The 16,618-nt window shown below is 62.8% G+C and carries 12 protein-coding genes; 8 read left to right on the top strand and 4 right to left on the bottom strand.

What is annotated here, in order from left to right; translation table 11 throughout:
• Positions 1-16 precede the first annotated feature (16 nt).
• Both CAL19_RS10850 and CAL19_RS10855 read left to right on the top strand, forming a co-directional pair.
• A complete protein-coding gene (locus tag CAL19_RS10850; protein ID WP_094796776.1) occupies positions 17-847 on the top strand; it encodes a hypothetical protein in 831 nt (276 codons plus the stop codon).
• A gap of 9 nt (positions 848-856) precedes the next feature.
• Positions 857-1,639, top strand: a complete 783-nt coding sequence (locus CAL19_RS10855; RefSeq protein WP_026639866.1) for a hypothetical protein — start codon at positions 857-859, stop codon at positions 1,637-1,639.
• A gap of 25 nt (positions 1,640-1,664) precedes the next feature.
• Here CAL19_RS10855 and CAL19_RS10860 read toward each other — a convergent pair whose 3' ends face one another.
• Positions 1,665-2,777: a DegT/DnrJ/EryC1/StrS family aminotransferase gene (locus CAL19_RS10860; protein WP_026639867.1), complete on the bottom strand. Its 1,113-nt coding sequence runs from the start codon at positions 2,775-2,777 to the stop codon at positions 1,665-1,667.
• Between the two features lie 224 nt (positions 2,778-3,001).
• On the opposite strand from CAL19_RS10860, the gene rfbA reads away from it, so the two are divergent.
• A complete protein-coding gene (gene rfbA, locus CAL19_RS10865; protein WP_094796777.1) occupies positions 3,002-3,895 on the top strand; it encodes a glucose-1-phosphate thymidylyltransferase RfbA in 894 nt (297 codons plus the stop codon).
• Positions 3,896-3,910: 15 nt separating this feature from the next.
• A complete protein-coding gene (rfbB, locus tag CAL19_RS10870; protein ID WP_094796778.1) occupies positions 3,911-5,014 on the top strand; it encodes a dTDP-glucose 4,6-dehydratase in 1,104 nt (367 codons plus the stop codon).
• A gap of 79 nt (positions 5,015-5,093) precedes the next feature.
• On the opposite strand, the gene lpdA is transcribed toward rfbB, so the two are convergent.
• The 3 genes from lpdA to aceE are packed head-to-tail and all read right to left on the bottom strand — an operon-like array spanning position 5,094 to position 11,350.
• Positions 5,094-6,917: a dihydrolipoyl dehydrogenase gene (gene lpdA, locus CAL19_RS10875; protein WP_094796779.1), complete on the bottom strand. Its 1,824-nt coding sequence runs from the start codon at positions 6,915-6,917 to the stop codon at positions 5,094-5,096.
• Between the two features lie 11 nt (positions 6,918-6,928).
• Positions 6,929-8,629: a dihydrolipoyllysine-residue acetyltransferase gene (gene aceF, locus CAL19_RS10880; protein WP_094796780.1), complete on the bottom strand. Its 1,701-nt coding sequence runs from the start codon at positions 8,627-8,629 to the stop codon at positions 6,929-6,931.
• 12 nt (positions 8,630-8,641) lie between these two features.
• Complete coding sequence (gene aceE, locus CAL19_RS10885) at positions 8,642-11,350, bottom strand: pyruvate dehydrogenase (acetyl-transferring), homodimeric type (protein ID WP_026639694.1); 2,709 nt, start codon at positions 11,348-11,350, stop codon at positions 8,642-8,644.
• 304 nt (positions 11,351-11,654) lie between these two features.
• Between aceE and CAL19_RS10890 the strand changes: the two genes are divergently transcribed.
• The 4 genes from CAL19_RS10890 to CAL19_RS10905 all read left to right on the top strand — a co-directional run bounded on the left by CAL19_RS10890 (position 11,655) and on the right by CAL19_RS10905 (position 16,588).
• A complete protein-coding gene (locus tag CAL19_RS10890) occupies positions 11,655-13,409 on the top strand; it encodes a PAS domain-containing sensor histidine kinase (protein ID WP_026639695.1) in 1,755 nt (584 codons plus the stop codon).
• Positions 13,406-14,032, top strand: a complete 627-nt coding sequence (locus CAL19_RS10895) for a response regulator transcription factor (protein ID WP_026639696.1) — start codon at positions 13,406-13,408, stop codon at positions 14,030-14,032. The genes CAL19_RS10890 and CAL19_RS10895 overlap by 4 nt, the downstream gene beginning before the upstream one ends.
• Complete coding sequence (gene folD, locus CAL19_RS10900; RefSeq protein WP_051423761.1) at positions 14,029-14,913, top strand: bifunctional methylenetetrahydrofolate dehydrogenase/methenyltetrahydrofolate cyclohydrolase FolD; 885 nt, start codon at positions 14,029-14,031, stop codon at positions 14,911-14,913. Before CAL19_RS10895 ends, folD begins: the two co-directional genes overlap by 4 nt.
• Positions 14,914-15,245: 332 nt before the next feature.
• A protein-coding gene (locus CAL19_RS10905) for an IS3 family transposase (protein WP_094795990.1) occupies positions 15,246-16,588 on the top strand; the annotation gives its coding sequence in 2 pieces (ribosomal slippage) (positions 15,246-15,687 and positions 15,687-16,588; 1,344 coding nt in all).
• The last annotated feature ends 30 nt before the right edge of the window (positions 16,589-16,618 follow it).

A 16,618-nucleotide genomic window follows, 5' to 3' on the forward strand; every position in this document is an offset into this window, starting at 1 on the left:
AACCGTACCGACCGACATGCCGCCGGCCAGCCGCCCCCCCGTAGACCTGCGCAATGACGCCAACCATCCGCTCGTGCTGCGATACGCCGAAGTACACGAATCGGCGCTTCTGGACGGCTGCCTGGCGCACGGCAGGGCGCAGCCCTCGCTTTGCATGAATACCTCGACGCCCTTCTACAGAGCGGCCCGCCTCGCCGTAGAGCACGGAATCGACCGTCCGGACGCCGTCGATCTGGTCCGCGAGGCCCTGCGCGCCTACTACGACCAGGTCCAACCCGCCAGCGCGGCCGAATGGCTGGGGTTGGGCGCAGATGCCGCCGTGGCATTGCAGACCGCTCCGCCATGGGCTGCAGTGTTTCCGTGGCGCGCCCGCACGCTGGATTCTTACCGCATGGCGTATGAGAAAGCCGCTTACGAAGAAAATCGCGCCACCGGGCGCGACAGGGGCATAGAAGATGGCTGGCTCTTCTGTGGCCCGGTCAGCGGCGAAAAAATGCAGATAGAGGCCGAACGTATCGTCTATGTACTGCGCCGCATCGCGCACACCGGCTATCAGCGGTCAGACGATCCCGATGGCGATGTCAAGGCCACGGCACTGGTAAATGAAAACATGGAATGGCGCTGGCTGATCACCGCCGGCAACCATCGTGCCAGCGCGGCGGCCGCCCTTGGCTACGCGTCCATTCCGATACGCGTGAACCTGGTTATCAGCCGCGCCGACGCGCCGTTCTGGCGGCATGTGCGGGAGCGCCTGTTCAGCCTTTCCCAGGCTCTCTCGATCTTTGACAACATCTTCAATGGCCGGCCCACGCCGCTCGCCGATGCGTGGCTGCGCAATCCCGCATAAGGAATCTACATGAGTATCTCGACCCAAGACGCGCTGCACCTGCGCGATATCCTGCTGAACCAGGCGCAGAACGAAAAGCACCGCGGGTATCACATCCTGCCTGAGCGATTTCTTCAGGCATTGGCCGGGTCTCATGAAAACACCTATACCTTCTACGAACGCGAGCGATTCCGCTATTTTTGCCAGCATGTCGATTTCCAGGGAAAGAGCGTCATCGACATTGGCTGCAATATCGGATACTTCCTGTTCAGCGCACTGGACCGGGGTGCGTCCCGGGTGACGGGATACGAAGGCAAAGCATCATGCGGCGCATTTTTGCATGCCGCCATCGAAGCAGCCGCGGCAGGCGACCGTTTCAGCTTTTTCAATGAATACTACAGATTCAACACGCCCGCCGAGCCGCACGATATCGGCATACTGCTCAATGTGCTTCATCACCTGGGCGATGACTATGGCAACGCCACTGACATGGCATCGGCCAGGCAACAGATGCTGCAGCAGCTTAACGGTTTGTCCGCATCGGTAAGCACGCTTATTTTCCAGATGGGTTTCAACTGGAAGGGCGATCGGAACGCCTGCCTGTTCGACCGCGGCACGAAAGCCGAAATGATCGACTTTGTGCAAACGGGCACCCGGGGCCGATGGGCCGTGCGCTCGATTGGCATCGCCCAGAGAGATGCCGGCGGTGTGCAGTATCGGCCGGTGGACGAATCGAACATTGCGCGCGATGACAGCCTGGGCGAGTTTCTGAACCGCCCCATCTTCATTCTGGACTCAATGGCCAGGCCCTGACCCGCCCGCGCCGTAGCGGGCCGCGCTATCGGCCCGCGTTTCGGATCAGGCCCGCAACGCGCTGCACATCATGCAGCGTCAGCGACGGATGCAACGGCAGGCAGATCACGCTTTCGGACAGCCGGCGAGCGTGTGGCAGGCTGGCCGGAGCGGCCGAGGCAACGCCGCGATACATGGGTATGTCGCTGATCAACGGATAAAAGTATCGACGGGCATAGATCTGCCCCTCGCGCAGCCTGTCGTAAAGCGCATCCCGTTCGAGCGGATATGCGTCACCGACCAATATCGGGAAGTACGCATAGTTGGCACGCCCGGCGTGGAATTTCGGGCAGCGGATGCCCTCGATACCATCCAGCTCCTGCAGGTACGCATCCCAGAGCATGCCCCGCCGGGCAATCGCGGCGTCGACGTGGCGCAGTTGCAGCAGGCCGAAGCCCGCCTGCACCTCGTTCATCTTCCCGTTCAGGCCCGGCCCGATAATCGTCGTTTCACCGGCAATACCAAAGTTCTTCAGGGTGTTCAGCTGCTGCTTGGTTTGTGGGTCAGGGCAGACGACCGCCCCGCCTTCGAACGTATTGAAGACCTTGGTAGCGTGAAAACTCAGTACGCTCAGATCTCCGTGGCGCAATACACTGCCGCCGGCATCACGGACGCCGAAGGCATGCGCGGCGTCATACACCACTTTCAGGCCATGCCGCCGTGCGATCGCCTCGATCGCCTCGACGTCACAAGGGTTGCCGTAGCAATGCACTGGAAGAATGGCGGTCGTCGCCGGCGTAATGGCAGCCTCGATAGCAGCCGGATCGATATTGAAAGTGTCCGGGTCCACATCAACGAAAACGGGCTTCAACCCATTCCATACCAACGCGTGCGCGGTCGCGACGAACGAGTACGGCGTCGTGATGACTTCGCCCTGTACGCCCATCGCCTGCAGGGCCGTTACCAGCGCCTGGGTGCCATTGGAAAACAGCGCGATGTCGGGCACCTCCAGGTAGGCGCACAATTCGCGCTCCAGCTGTTGGTGAAACGGTCCGCCGTTGGTCAGTATCTTGCTTTGCCAGATACTTTCCAGGCACGGCAGGAATTCTTCGAGCGGCGGAAGAAAGGGCTGTGTGACGTGAATGGCGTTGATGCTCATGATCGGATAGCCACCAACCCCGCGGCTGGCACGATTAGAGATTGGCGCACGCAGCGCCTGCAGTATCGCAACGCAGTCTAGCAGCGCCCCGCCGCCACCAAAACGTCAAACTGGCGGCCATTTGCCGCTTGATCTTCCTGCTGGCGCTGGGCCGAACGCCGCATACTTGCGTGCAACGCAGCTTCAGGGCGTCCCGCTCATCGATCCCCGGGGCGTTTGTCCGCATGTCTATCCAACGCAAAGCCATCATTCTTGCCGGCGGCAACGGTACGCGTCTGCACCCCATGACGTGCTGTGCGAGCAAACAGCTATTGCCGGTATACGACAAGCCGATGGTGTATTACCCCTTGTCAGTACTGATGCTTGCGGGCATACGCGACATTCTGATTATCTCGACCCCGCAGGATCTTCCGCGTTTCGAATCGCTGCTGGGCAGCGGTTCCGACATCGGACTCAACCTTTCCTACAAATGCCAGACGGCACCCAGGGGGCTGGCCGATGCATTTATCGTAGGCGCTGATTTCATCGGCGACTCTGACGTCGCGATGATCCTCGGCGACAACGTGTTCTACGGCATGGGGCTATCCACCATGCTGCGCAAAGCCAACGCCCGCACCGAGGGCGCCACGGTGTTCAGCTACCAGGTGCTGGATGCGCGCCCCTTCGGCGTCATTGAAGTGGACGCGCACGGCAAGGCCGTCAGTATCGAGGAAAAGCCCGCCACGCCGCGCTCCAACCATGCGGTAACGGGCTTGTACTTCTACGACAATCAGGTGGTGGACATTGCCCGGCGGCTCGCGCCATCCCCTCGGGGCGAGCTGGAGATCACCGACATCAACCGCCAGTACATGCGAATGGGTATGCTGCACGTGCAGCCGCTGGGACGCGGCTTCGCGTGGCTGGACACCGGCACGCCGGACGGCTTGCTCGATGCGGCGAACTTCGTCGCCACGGTGGAGCGCCGCCAAGGGATGAAGATTGCGTGCATTGAAGAGATTGCCTGGCGCCAGGGTTGGCTGGACCAGGACGGCCTGCTTGCGCAAAGCGACCGGTATGGAAAAAGCTCCTACGGGGCGTATCTGAAACGCATAGCCCAGGATTCCCTGGCGCACGCCTGACCATCCCCCTTTTCCATGCCAGATCCCGATCGCACCGAAGGCTTGCCCGGCCCTTTGCTCGTTACCGGCGGCGCCGGCTTTATTGGGTCTGCCGTTATACGACATGCTGTCGACCACACTCTGTATGACGTAGTCAATGTCGACAAGCTCACCTATGCCGGTAACTTGCGAGCGCTATCATGCGTTGCAGGCCGGCCCGGGCGGTATGTGCTCGAACAGGAAGACATCTGCAACGCCGACGCATTGCGGCGCATCTTCAAGCATTACCGGCCGTGCGCAGTCATGCACCTGGCTGCCGAATCCCATGTAGACCGATCCATCAGTGGGCCTGCGGCATTCATACAGACCAATATCGTCGGCACCTACATGTTGCTGGAGGCGGCCCGCGAATACTGGTCGCAGCTATCCCCGTGCGCACGGCAACGCTTTCGCTTTCACCACGTTTCCACGGACGAGGTCTACGGCGACCTGGATGACAGCGGCACGCTGTTCACAGAAACCACGCCTTACGCCCCCAGCTCGCCCTATTCGGCCAGCAAAGCGGCATCGGACCACCTGGTGCGCGCCTGGCACCGCACTTATGGATTACCGGTTGTACTGAGCAACTGCAGCAACAACTACGGCCCGTACCAGCATCCGGAAAAGCTTATTCCGCTGATAATCACCCGTGCGCTGGCCGGACAGCCGTTGCCCATATATGGGCAAGGACAGCAGATCCGCGACTGGCTCTATGTCGAAGATCACGCGCGCGCCCTGTTCACCGTGCTCGAACATGGCGCGACCGGCGCCACGTATAACATCGGCGGCCACAATGAGATGCGCAACATCGACGTGGTTCACCTGCTGTGCGGCCTACTGGAGGAAATGGCGCCCGAGAAGCCTCGCGGGGTTGCACGCTACACCGACCTGATCACCTTCATCGCCGATCGCCCGGGCCACGATTTCCGCTACGCGATCGACGCCGGCAAGATCCAGCGCGAACTGGGCTGGACGCCTGCCGAGACCTTCGTCTCGGGCCTGCGCCGCACCGTCGCCTGGTTTCTGGCGCATCGGCACGAATGGGCAGGCGGGACGCTTGCAAGTACCGAAAGCCTGCCGGCGGCAGCCCGGGCGGCGTGATACTGGCCGCACCGACCCTGCCAAAAAACAGAAGCCGCCCCAAAAGGGCGGCTTCTGCTTCTTATGCCGTCGAGGCGTTTTACTTCTTGCGCATCGGAGGCAGGTCGGTGCACACGCCTTCGGCGACTTCCGCGGCCATGCCCACCGATTCTCCCAGCGTGGGATGCGGGTGGATGGTCTTGCCGATGTCCACCATGTCTGCGCCCATTTCGATCGCGAGCGCGATCTCGCTGATCAGATCGCCCGCATGTGTGCCGACGATGCCGCCTCCGACGATGCGGTGCGTTTCGGCATCGAACAACAGCTTGGTGAAGCCTTCGTCGCGGCCATTGGCAATGGCCCGCCCGGATGCCGCCCAGGGGAACAGGCCTTTTTCGATCTTGATTCCCTGCTTCTTGGCATCGTCTTCGGTCAGGCCGACCCAGGCCACTTCCGGATCGGTGTAGGCCACCGAGGGGATGACGCGGGCGTCGAAGAACGACTTCTGGCCCGCGGCGGCCTCGGCCGCCACGTGGCCCTCATGCACGGCCTTGTGCGCCAGCATGGGCTGGCCCACGATATCGCCGATGGCGTAGATGTGCGCGACGTTGGTGCGCATCTGGCGGTCGACCTCGATGAACCCGCGCTCGGTAACCGCAACCCCCGCCTTGTCGGCCCCGATATTCTTGCCGTTGGGGCTGCGCCCCACTGCCTGCAGGACCAGGTCGTAGCGCTGCGGTTCCTTGGGCGCGGCGTCGCCCTCGAAGGTGACATACACACCGTCTTTCTTCGCCTCGGCGGCCACGGTCTTGGTCTGGAGCATGATGTTGTCGAAGCGCCCGGCGTTCATCTTCTGCCACACCTTGACCAGGTCGCGATCGGCTCCCTGCATCAGGCCGTCGAGCATTTCGACCACATCCAGGCGCGCGCCCAGCGTGGAGTACACCGTGCCCATTTCCAGGCCGATGATGCCGCCGCCGATGATCAGCATCTTCTTGGGAATGGAGCGCAACTGCAGCGCGCCGGTTGAATCGACGATACGCTCGTCTTCGGGCAGGAACGGCAGCTTCACCGACTGGCTGCCCGCGGCGATGATGGCGTTCTTGAAGCGGATCGTCTGGCTCTTGCCGTCGGCGCCCTTGACCGTCATGTGGTGCGGATCGGCGAACTCGCCTGCGCCCGTCACCACCTTGACCTTGCGCGCGCGGGCCATGCCGGCCAGGCCTCCGGTCAGCTTGGCGACGACGCTGTCTTTGTAGCCGCGCAGCTTGTCCAGGTCGATCCTGGGTTCGCCGAAGCTGATGCCGTGCGCGGCGAGCGCACGCGCCTCGTCGATGACCGCCGCGTTATGCAGCAAGGCTTTCGACGGAATGCAGCCCACGTTCAGGCATACCCCGCCCAGGGTGTCGTAGCGTTCGACCAACACCGTGGACAGCCCCAGGTCGGCGGCGCGGAAGGCCGCGGAATAGCCGCCCGGGCCGGCGCCCAGCACCAGGACATCGCATTCGACATCGGCAGAGCCGCTATATTGCGCCGCGGCGGGGGCGACGGATCTGGGGTCGCTGGAAGCGCTCTTGGCGGGGGCTTGCGACTTGGGTTCGGTGCCTGACGCCTGCTGGGAGTCAGACACCTGTGTCTTGCCTTTGCCTTCGCTGTTTGATTCCCGAGCGGAACCCTTCGATTCGCCGGCCTCGACTTCAAGGATGACGGCGCCTTCGGCCACCTTGTCGCCCACCTTCACCTTCACCGACTTCACCACACCGCCGGCCGAGGCGGGAATTTCCATCGACGCCTTGTCCGACTCCACCGTGATCAGGCTCTGCTCGGCCTTGATCGTGTCGCCCTCGGACACCAGCACCTCGATGACTTCCACTTCCTTGAAGTCGCCTATGTCCGGAACCTTGATTTCCACGAGTTTGCTCATAAGGCCCCCGGTTACAGCGCAATACGACGGAAGTCGGCCAGCAATTGGCCCAGGTACGCGTTAAAGCGCGCAGCGGCCGCGCCGTCGATGACGCGATGGTCGTACGACAGCGACAGCGGCAGGATCAGGCGCGGCACGAACTGCTTGCCGTCCCATACCGGTTTGTGCGCCGAGCGCGACACGCCCAGGATGGCCACTTCGGGCGCATTGATGATGGGCGTGAAGTGCGTGCCGCCGATGCCGCCCAGCGACGAGATCGAAAAGCAGCCGCCCTGCATTTCCGCCGGGGAAATCTTGCCCTCGCGAGCCTTTTTCGACAGTTCGCCCATTTCCTTGGCGATGTCGAGTATGCCCTTCTTGTCGGCGTCGCGGATCACCGGCACCACCAGCCCGTTGGGCGTATCGGCGGCAAAGCCGATGTGGTAATACTGCTTGTAGACAAGCTGATCGCCATCGAGCGACGCGTTGAACTCCGGAAACTTCTTCAGGGCGGCAACCACGGCCTTGATCAGGAAGGCCAGCATGGTGATCTTTACGCCGGACTTCTCGTTTTCTTTGTTCAGGGTGACGCGCAGCGCCTCCAGGTCGGTGATGTCCGCCTCGTCATTGTTGGTGACGTGCGGGATCATGACCCAGTTGCGGTGCAGGTTGGCGCCCGAAATCTTCTTGATGCGCGACAGCGGCTTGGCTTCGATCGGACCGAACTTGGTGAAGTCGACCTGCGGCCAGGGCAGCAGGCCCAGCGCGGCGCCATCCGGGCTCGCGCCGCCAGCCGCCGGCGCGGCCAGCGCCTGCTTGACGAAGCCACGCACATCGTCGGCGGTAATGCGGCCCTTGCGGCCCGACCCCTGTACCTTGCTCAGGTTCACGCCCAGTTCGCGGGCAAACTTGCGCACCGAAGGCGACGCGTACGGCAGCTTGCCGGGCGGCAGGCCCGGGTCTTCGAGCGCAGCGGTGGGAGGAGCCTTGGCGGCTGGCGCGGGCGCCGCCTGGGCGGCGGTGGCGTCCTTGGCGGCGGCAGGCTGTTCCTGCGCCTGGCCCTGCGCCGGGCTGGCCGGCTGGGCGGCCTGTTGCGGCTGGGCGTCGCCGCCCTGGCCTTCTGCCACCACGATAACGGTACCCTTGGCGACCTTGTCGCCCACTTTCACCCTGACTTCCTTGACCACGCCGCCGGCCGAGGCCGGGATTTCCATCGAGGCCTTGTCGGACTCGACGGTGATGAGGCTTTGCTCGGGTTCGATGGTGTCGCCCACCGCCACCATGACTTCAATGACTTCGACCTCTTTGAAATCGCCGATGTCCGGCACCGCGATTTCAGTGACGCCGCCCGGCCGGGCCTTGCCGGCTGCCGGTTCTACGTCGGGCGCTTCCACGGTCTGGCCCTGGGTGCGGGGAGCGTCGTCCGCGGCTTGTTGTTTGCCGGCTGTGTCCGACGCCTTTTGGGAATCGGATGAGTCGGACTCCGACGCTTCGCCGGCCTCGATTTCAAGGATGACGGCGCCTTCGGCCACCTTGTCGCCCACCTTCACCTTCACCGACTTCACCACACCGCCGGCCGAGGCGGGAATTTCCATCGACGCCTTGTCCGACTCCACCGTGATCAGGCTCTGCTCGGCCTTGATCGTGTCGCCCTCGGACACCAGCACCTCGATGACTTCCACTTCCTTGAAGTCGCCTATGTCCGGAACCTTGATTTCCACGAGTTTGCTCATGTCTGTTTACCTTCAGGCGTGATGCGGGTTGGCTTTCTCGGGATTGATGCCGTATTTCTTGATGGCCTCGGCAACCTTGGATACGGGCACCTTGCCCTCGTCGGCCAGGGACCGCAAGGCGGCCAGCACCACGAAATGACGGTCGACCTCGAAGTGCTCGCGCAGCTTGTAGCGGAAGTCGGACCGCCCGAACCCATCGGCGCCCAGCACGCGGTAGGTGCGGTCGGCGGGCACGAAGGGCCGGATCTGGTCGGCAAACAACTTCATGTAGTCGGTGGACGCGATGATCGGGCCCTCGGTCTTGGCGAGCTGGGCGGTCACGTACGGCACTTGCGGCTGCTTCTGCTCCGGGTGGAGCAGGTTGTGGCGGTCGGCGTCCAGGCCGTCGCGGCGCAGCTCGGTAAAGCTGGTCACGCTCCAAACATCCGAAGCGACGCCCCAGTCGGCTTCCAGCAGATCCTGCGCGGCGATGACTTCGCGCAGGATGGTGCCCGAACCCAGCAATTGCACGCGCAGTTTGCCCTTGCCGTGCGACTTCAGCTTGTACATCCCCTTGATGATGCCTTCCTCGTCGCCCTTGTTCAGGCCGGGCTGCGGGTAGTTTTCGTTCATCACCGTCAGGTAGTAGTACACGTTCTCCTGGTCTTCGACCATGCGCTTGAGGCCGTGCTGGATGATGACGGCCACTTCGTGTGCGAAGGTCGGGTCGTACGACACGCAGTTCGGAATGGTCGAGGCCAGGATGTGGCTGTGGCCGTCCTGGTGCTGCAGGCCTTCGCCGTTGAGCGTGGTGCGCCCGGCGGTGCCGCCCAACAGGAAGCCGCGCGCCTGCATGTCGCCGGCGGCCCAGGTCAGGTCGCCCACGCGCTGGAAGCCGAACATCGAGTAGTAGATGAAGAACGGGATCATGATCCGGTTGTTCGTGGAGTACGACGTGGCCGCCGCGATCCACGAGCTCATGGCGCCCGCTTCGTTGATGCCTTCCTGCAGCAGTTGGCCGTCGGCCGACTCCTTGTAGTACATGACCTGGTCTTTATCCACCGGCGTGTACTTCTGCCCTTCCGGCGCATAGATGCCGATCTGGCGGAACAGCCCTTCCATGCCGAAGGTGCGCGATTCGTCGGCCAGGATGGGCACCACGCGCGGGCCGAGTTCCTTGTCGCGCAACAGCTGGTTCAACACGCGCACGAACGCCTGGGTCGTGGAAATCTCACGGCCTTCCGCGGTGGGTTCGAGCACCGCCTTGAACGCGTCCAGGGCGGGCGCCTTCAGGTGCTCGTCGGCCTTGACGCGGCGCTTGGGCAGGTACCCGCCCAGCGCCCGGCGCCGCTCATGCAGGTATTGCATTTCCGGCGAATCTTCGGCCGGCTTGAAGTACGGCAGTTTTTCCAGCTGATCGTCGGGAATGGGGATGGCGAAGCGGTCGCGGAATTCGCGGATCGCATCCAGTTCGAGCTTTTTCTGCTGGTGAGTGGGGTTCTTGGCCTGGCCGACATGGCCCATGCCGTAACCCTTGATGGTCTTGGCCAGGATGACGGTGGGCTGGCCCTGGTGGGTGGTGGCGGCCTTGAACGCGGCATACACCTTGTGCGGGTCATGGCCGCCGCGGTTCAGGCGCCAGATGTCTTCGTCGCTCATGCGCGATACCGCCTCGAGCAGCTTGGGATGCTTGCCGAAGAAGTGTTCGCGCACGAATTTGCCGTCATTGGCCTTGTACGCCTGGTATTCGCCGTCCACGGTGTCTTCCATGATCTGGCGCAGAATGCCTTCCTTGTCGTGCGCCAGCAGCGGATCCCAATAGCCGCCCCAGATCAGCTTGATGACGTTCCAGCCCGAGCCGCGGAAGTCGCCTTCGAGTTCCTGGATGATCTTGCCATTGCCGCGTACCGGGCCGTCCAGCCGCTGCAGGTTGCAGTTGATGACGAAGATCAGGTTGTCGAGCTTCTCGCGTGCCGCCAGCGAGATGGCGCCCAGCGACTCGGGCTCGTCCATTTCGCCGTCGCCGCAGAACACCCAGACCTTGCGCTTGCTGGTGTCGGCAATGCCGCGCGCATGCAGGTATTTCAGGAAGCGCGCCTGGTAAATGGCCATCAGGGGGCCCAGGCCCATCGACACCGTGGGAAACTGCCAGAAATCCGGCATCAGCTTCGGGTGCGGGTACGATGACAGGCCCTTGCCGTCGACTTCCTGGCGGAAATGGTTAAGCTGTTCTTCTGTCAGGCGGCCTTCGAGATAGGCGCGGCCATACATGCCGGGCGACGTGTGGCCCTGGAAATACACCAGGTCGCCGCCGTGGTCTTCGGTCTCGGCGTGCCAGAAGTGGTTCTGCCCGCAGCCGATCATGGTGGCCAGCGAAGCAAACGAGGCGATATGCCCCCCAAGGTCGCCGCCGTCCGGCGGGTTGTGTTTGTTGGCCTTGACCACCATCGCCATGGCGTTCCAGCGCACGTACGAGCGGATACGCGACTCCAGCTCGAGATTGCCGGGATGCCCCGGCTCCAGCCCGGGCGGAATGGTGTTGACGTATGCGGTGTTCGGCGAAAATGGGATATGCGCCCCGGAACGACGCGCCGCATCGATCAGGCGCTCGAGCAGGTAATGGGCGCGCTCGGGACCTTCGCGATCGAGCACGGCGGCCAGGGCTTCGAGCCACTCCTGGGTTTCCAGGGTGTCTTCGTCATTGGCGGCAGATAGCGCGCGAGCCTGGGCGTTAGAGGACATCGTGTGTCTCCTGTCAATTCGAGCACGCCCTTCCCGGATGATGGGCTGGGCAGACCAGTAGTCCGGCACGTGCCGGGGTTATCCATTGCCATGCCGATCGACTCAATAGGGTACGGCAAGGGACGCTAAAGGCGAAGAGTAACCCGTCCCACAGAAAATTTCATGTTGCGGTACGGCATTTCGTAATGTGGAATGTTGACAAGGAGCTGAATATATACGGGCCCCACACCCGGGCCCGATAGCCTCAATCGCGCAAGCGATTGCAACAGGCTCTAAAATGCCCGCACTAAACGGCCCGAACGTTATGTCCAGCCCGCCCAAATCCAACATACCGAATTCGTTCCACGACCACGCCCGCCAGCGCAGGCGCGGCGTGTATTGGATTACGCCGGCGGTGGTGCTGATTCTGTATTTATGCGTGATGGGCGCCTTCTTCTGGCTGCAGCGCCTGCATGACGACAGCGTCATGTTTGTCACCATCGACCAGGAAGTCCGCCAGCAGCGCCTGCTGTGGGTGGTGATCGCCCTGTCGTGCGTGATCATCATCAGCCTGTTGATGCTGTGGCGCTATACGCGCTTCCGGTCCGAGGCAGAAGCCGCGCTGATCGCCGAAACGGGTTTTCGCCGCGCGATGGAAAACTCCATGTCCACCGGCATGCGCGTGCTGGACATGGAAGGCCGCATTGCCTATGTGAATCCCGCTTTCTGCCGGATGATAGGCTGGAACGAAGCCGACCTTATCGGCCGCAGCCCGCCTTTCCCGTATTGGGTGCCCGGCCGCTACGAGCAGCACCAGCATACGCTGGACGTGCTGACCTCGGGCAAGACGCCCAGCAGCGGCCTGGAAGTCGAGGCGCAGCGCCGCGACGGTTCGCGCTTTACCGCGCGCATGTATGTATCGCCCCTGCTCGATCCCAACGGCACGCAGATCGGCTGGATGACCTCGATGACGGACATCACCGAGCCCAAGCGCATCCGCGAAGCCCTTACGGCGGCGCACGAGCGTTTCATGACCGTGCTGGAAGGCCTGGACGACGCCATTTCGGTTACCGCCGACACGCACGACGGGCTCGAGCTGCTGTTTGCCAACCGCACTTACCGCCGCGTGTTCGGCGCCCAGACTGGCGGCCACGATGAACTGCTGGCCGGACGCCGCGGCCGCTTTACCGACGAATCGGTGGAAGTGTTCGCGCCATCGGTGCAGCGCTGGTTCGAAGTGCACCATCGCATGCTGGCCTGGACCGATGGCCGCCGGGTGCGCATGCAGGTGGCGCGCGATATCACCGAGCGCCGCCAGCACGAAGAGGCTTCGCGGCTGCAACAAGAAAAAATCCAGCTGACCAGCCGGCTGACCACCATGGGCGAAATGGCATCGTCGCTGGCTCATGAACTGAACCAGCCGCTGACGGCCATCGCCAACTACAGCATGGGAGCGGTGGCGCTGGTCAAGGCCGGGCACACCAGCCCGACCATGCTGCTGCCTGCCCTGGAAAAAGCGGCCGCGCAGGCCGAGCGGGCCGGCAAGATCATCAGCCGCATCCGCGAGTTCGTCAAGCGCAGCGAGCCGCGCCGCCAGCGCGCGCCCATCGGCCGCATCGTCGACAACGCCATCGGCTTTGCCGAAATCGACGCCCGCAAGCGCCGCATCCGCATCGAACCGTTCGTGCCTTCGAACGTGCCCGATGTGCTGGCCGACCCCATTCTTATCGAGCAGGTCCTGCTCAATCTGTTGAAAAATGGCCTTGAGGCCATGGAAAACAGCGATTCCGACGTGCTCAAGGTCGCCGTGATCCAGCATGAACAGCAGATCGAGGTGGCCGTCGTCGACCGAGGCCATGGCCTGGCCGAACCGGAACGCCTGTTCGAACCTTTTTTCAGCACCAAGTCGCAAGGCCTGGGCATGGGGCTGAACATCTGCCGTACGATTATCGAGTCGCATCACGGCCGCCTGTGGGCCGACCCCAACCCCAGCGGCGGTACTATTTTCCGCTTTACCCTGCCCTGCGCCACGCCCGACAAGGCGGCGCAGAGTGATCAGCCCGAGGAGTTGCACGCATGAACACCCCCCCCCAGTCGAGCACGGTATTCATTGTCGACGACGACGAAGCGGTACGCGATTCGCTGCGCTGGCTGCTCGAGGCCAACGGCTACCGCGTACGCTCGTTCGCCAGCGGCGAGACCTTTCTTGAAGAATATGACCCGGCACAGGTGGGCGTGCTGATCGCCGACGTGCGCATGCCCGGCATGAGCGGCCTGGAGCTGCAGGAACAGATTCTTGCGCGCAACGCGCCGCTGCCCATCGTGTTCATCACGGGGCACGGCGACGTCCCCATGGCCGTTTCGACCATGAAGAAAGGCGCCGTGGACTTCCTGGAAAAGCCCTTCAACGAATCCGACCTGCGCGAAATCGTGGCGCGCATGCTGGAACAGGCCACGCAGCGCGTCAGCCAGTTCCAGGCCCAGAAAGACCACGAGGCCATGCTGGCGCGCCTGACCGCGCGCGAACAACAGGTACTGGAACGCATCGTCGCCGGACGCCTGAACAAGCAGATTGCCGATGACCTGGGCATCAGCATCAAAACGGTAGAGGCGCATCGCGCCAACATCATGGAAAAACTGGAAGTCACCACGGTGGCCGACCTGATGAAGGTCGCGCTGGCCAAACCCGAGGCACATGCATGACCCGGCAGGATCTCTCTCCCACGGCGCACACGGGCGCCCGCATCATCGACGGCGCGGCTCTGGCGCAGCGTATCCGCGAAGACGTCGCCCGGCGCGTGCAGGCCTTGGCGGCCCGGGGCGCGCGGCCCGGCCTGGCCGTGGTGCTGGTGGGCGACGACCCTGCCTCGCAGGTGTATGTGCGCAATAAAGTGGCCGCCTGCGAAAAAGCGGGCCTGTACTCGATCAAAGAGCAATATCCGGCCAGCATGTCAGAGGCCGAACTGCTCGAGCGCATCGATGCCCTGAATCGCGACCCGGCCATCCACGGCATTCTCGTGCAATTGCCGTTGCCGGCCCACATGAGCAGCCACAAGGTCATCGAAGCGATTGCCGCCGAAAAAGACGTGGACGGCTTTCACGTCAGCAATGCGGGCTTGCTGATGACGGGGCAGCCGCTGTTCCGGCCGTGCACGCCGTACGGCGTGATGAAGATGCTTGAAGCCGAAGGCGTGCCGCTGCGCGGCGCCGAGGCAGTCATCGTGGGCGCAAGCAATATCGTGGGCAAGCCCATGGCCATGCTGCTGCTGCAGGCCGGCGCCACGATCACTATCTGTAACTCCAAGACGCGCGACCTGGCCGCTCAGACGCGCCGGGCCGATGTGCTGGTGGTAGCCACCGGCAAGCCCGGCATGATCACCGGCGACATGATCAAGCCGGGCGCGGTCGTCATCGACGTCGGCATCAATCGCGGCGCCGACGGCAAATTGTGCGGCGACGTGGATTTCGCCTCGGCACGCGAGGTGGCGGGCGCCATCACTCCCGTGCCCGGCGGCGTGGGCCCCATGACCATCGCGATGTTGCTGGTCAATACCGTCGAAGCCGCCGAAAGGGCCGCGGGCTGAAGCTTTGCGGCTTCGCCGGCGCCTGCCGCGCTTCGTGCGGCTAATGCCGGTCTGTGACGTTTTGTGCGGCTATGCCGGTGTCTGACACCCTTTGGGAGTCAGACACCACTCCGCCCCGCCCCCGACCCAACCCACCCGGTGTCTGACTCCCAAAGGGTGTCAGACACCTCACGACATCACCGACACCGGTGTCTGACTCCCCAAGGGTGTCAGACACCCCACGGCGTCACCGATACCGGTGTCTGACTCCCGCAGGGTGTCAGACACCTCACGACGTCACCCATACCGTGAAGTGACCCCCAAAAGTTGGATATCAACTTTGGGGTTATTTCATGGAGAAGTACAGTGAATCGGTCAAACTGGCGTCGGCTCAGGAGTATTGCGAGGGCAATGCCGGGATTGCGGCGGTAGCGCAACGTCATGGTGTGAGTCGACATGCGCTGCGCCGCTGGGTGGCGGCCTATCGGATCCATGGTGTGGCCGGCCTCCGTACCAAGCGTGTCCGCTATGACGAGGCGTTCAAATGGAAGGTTCTGCTGCACATGAAGCAGCATGAGCTGTCGTACCGCCAGACGGCGGCGTGGTTCGACATCCGTAACTTCAATATCATCGCTCGCTGGGAGCGCCAGTATGATGTACAGGGTTCAGCCCGAACATATACAGGAGGGCCTCCCAGGATGGTTTTACCCAAGAAGCCGGCGCTGCCTGACGCCGCACGCACCCGCGAAGACCTGCTCAAGGAGCTGCAGTTCTTGCGCACGGAGAACGCGTACCTAAAAAAGCTCGATGCCTTGGTTCAAGCCAAACAGAAATCGGCGCAGCAGAAAAAGCGCAAATAGTGCTTGAACTAAGGCAACACTTTCCCCTGGCCGACCTGTTGTCGGTGGCAGGCCTGCCGCGCAGCACCTTTTATTACCAGTGGCGGGCCGGGCAAGCCGGTGACAAGTATGCGTCGTTGAAGGCCCGGATTTGCGCCATTTTTGAACAGCACCAAGGACGCTATGGCTATCGGCGCATCACCGAAGTCGTGCGCCAGCAAGGCTGGCCGGTTAATCACAAGACCGTGCAGCGCTTGATGGGCTTGCTGCGGTTGAAGTCTTGCGTGCGGGTCAAGAAATATCGCTCTTATCGTGGCGCACTCAACCAGCTTGCCCCCAATGTGCTGCAACGCCAATTCCAGGCCGCGCAGCCGAACAAGAAGTGGGCCACCGATGTGACCGAGTTCAAAGTCGGCGCGCAGAAGCTGTATCTCTCGCCGGTGATGGACCTTTGTAACGGCGAGATCCTTGCCTACGAAATGGCCACCCGGCCAAGCTTTGCCATGGTTGCCAACATGCTCAAACAGGCTTGCACGCGGCTGGGCCCGTCCGAGCGTCCCATCCTGCACTCGGATCAGGGCTGGCAGTACCAGATGCCCGCCTACCGCGAACTGTTGGCGCAACACGGCGTGACCCCTAGCATGTCACGACGAGGCAACTGCCTGGACAATGCGGCCATCGAGAGCTTCTTCGGCACTCTCAAGGCCGAGTTCTACCACCTGAGCACCTTCCAGACCATTGAGCAGCTAAAGGACGGAATCGCCCGATATATCCATTACTACAATCACGAGCGCATCAAGCTTAAACTCAACGGGCTGAGCCCCGTGCAATACAGAACTCAGCTCCTGGCCACATAACGGTCAAAACCGTCCAACTTTGTGGGGTCA

Source organism: Bordetella genomosp. 7 (assembly GCF_002261265.1).
GTDB lineage: Bacteria > Pseudomonadota > Gammaproteobacteria > Burkholderiales > Burkholderiaceae_B > Bordetella_A.

Bases quoted from the DNA above. Each gene is read 5' to 3' on its own strand.
- CAL19_RS10850 (WP_094796776.1), top strand. From the start codon at position 17: ATGCCGCCGGCCAGCCGCCCCCCCGTAGACCTGCGCAATGACGCCAAC.
- CAL19_RS10855 (WP_026639866.1), top strand. From the start codon at position 857: ATGAGTATCTCGACCCAAGACGCGCTGCACCTGCGCGATATCCTGCTG.
- CAL19_RS10860 (WP_026639867.1), bottom strand. From the start codon at position 2,777: ATGAGCATCAACGCCATTCACGTCACACAGCCCTTTCTTCCGCCGCTC.
- rfbA (WP_094796777.1), top strand. From the start codon at position 3,002: ATGTCTATCCAACGCAAAGCCATCATTCTTGCCGGCGGCAACGGTACG.
- rfbB (WP_094796778.1), top strand. From the start codon at position 3,911: ATGCCAGATCCCGATCGCACCGAAGGCTTGCCCGGCCCTTTGCTCGTT.
- lpdA (WP_094796779.1), bottom strand. From the start codon at position 6,917: ATGAGCAAACTCGTGGAAATCAAGGTTCCGGACATAGGCGACTTCAAG.
- aceF (WP_094796780.1), bottom strand. From the start codon at position 8,629: ATGAGCAAACTCGTGGAAATCAAGGTTCCGGACATAGGCGACTTCAAG.
- aceE (WP_026639694.1), bottom strand. From the start codon at position 11,350: ATGTCCTCTAACGCCCAGGCTCGCGCGCTATCTGCCGCCAATGACGAA.
- CAL19_RS10890 (WP_026639695.1), top strand. From the start codon at position 11,655: ATGTCCAGCCCGCCCAAATCCAACATACCGAATTCGTTCCACGACCAC.
- CAL19_RS10895 (WP_026639696.1), top strand. From the start codon at position 13,406: ATGAACACCCCCCCCCAGTCGAGCACGGTATTCATTGTCGACGACGAC.
- folD (WP_051423761.1), top strand. From the start codon at position 14,029: ATGACCCGGCAGGATCTCTCTCCCACGGCGCACACGGGCGCCCGCATC.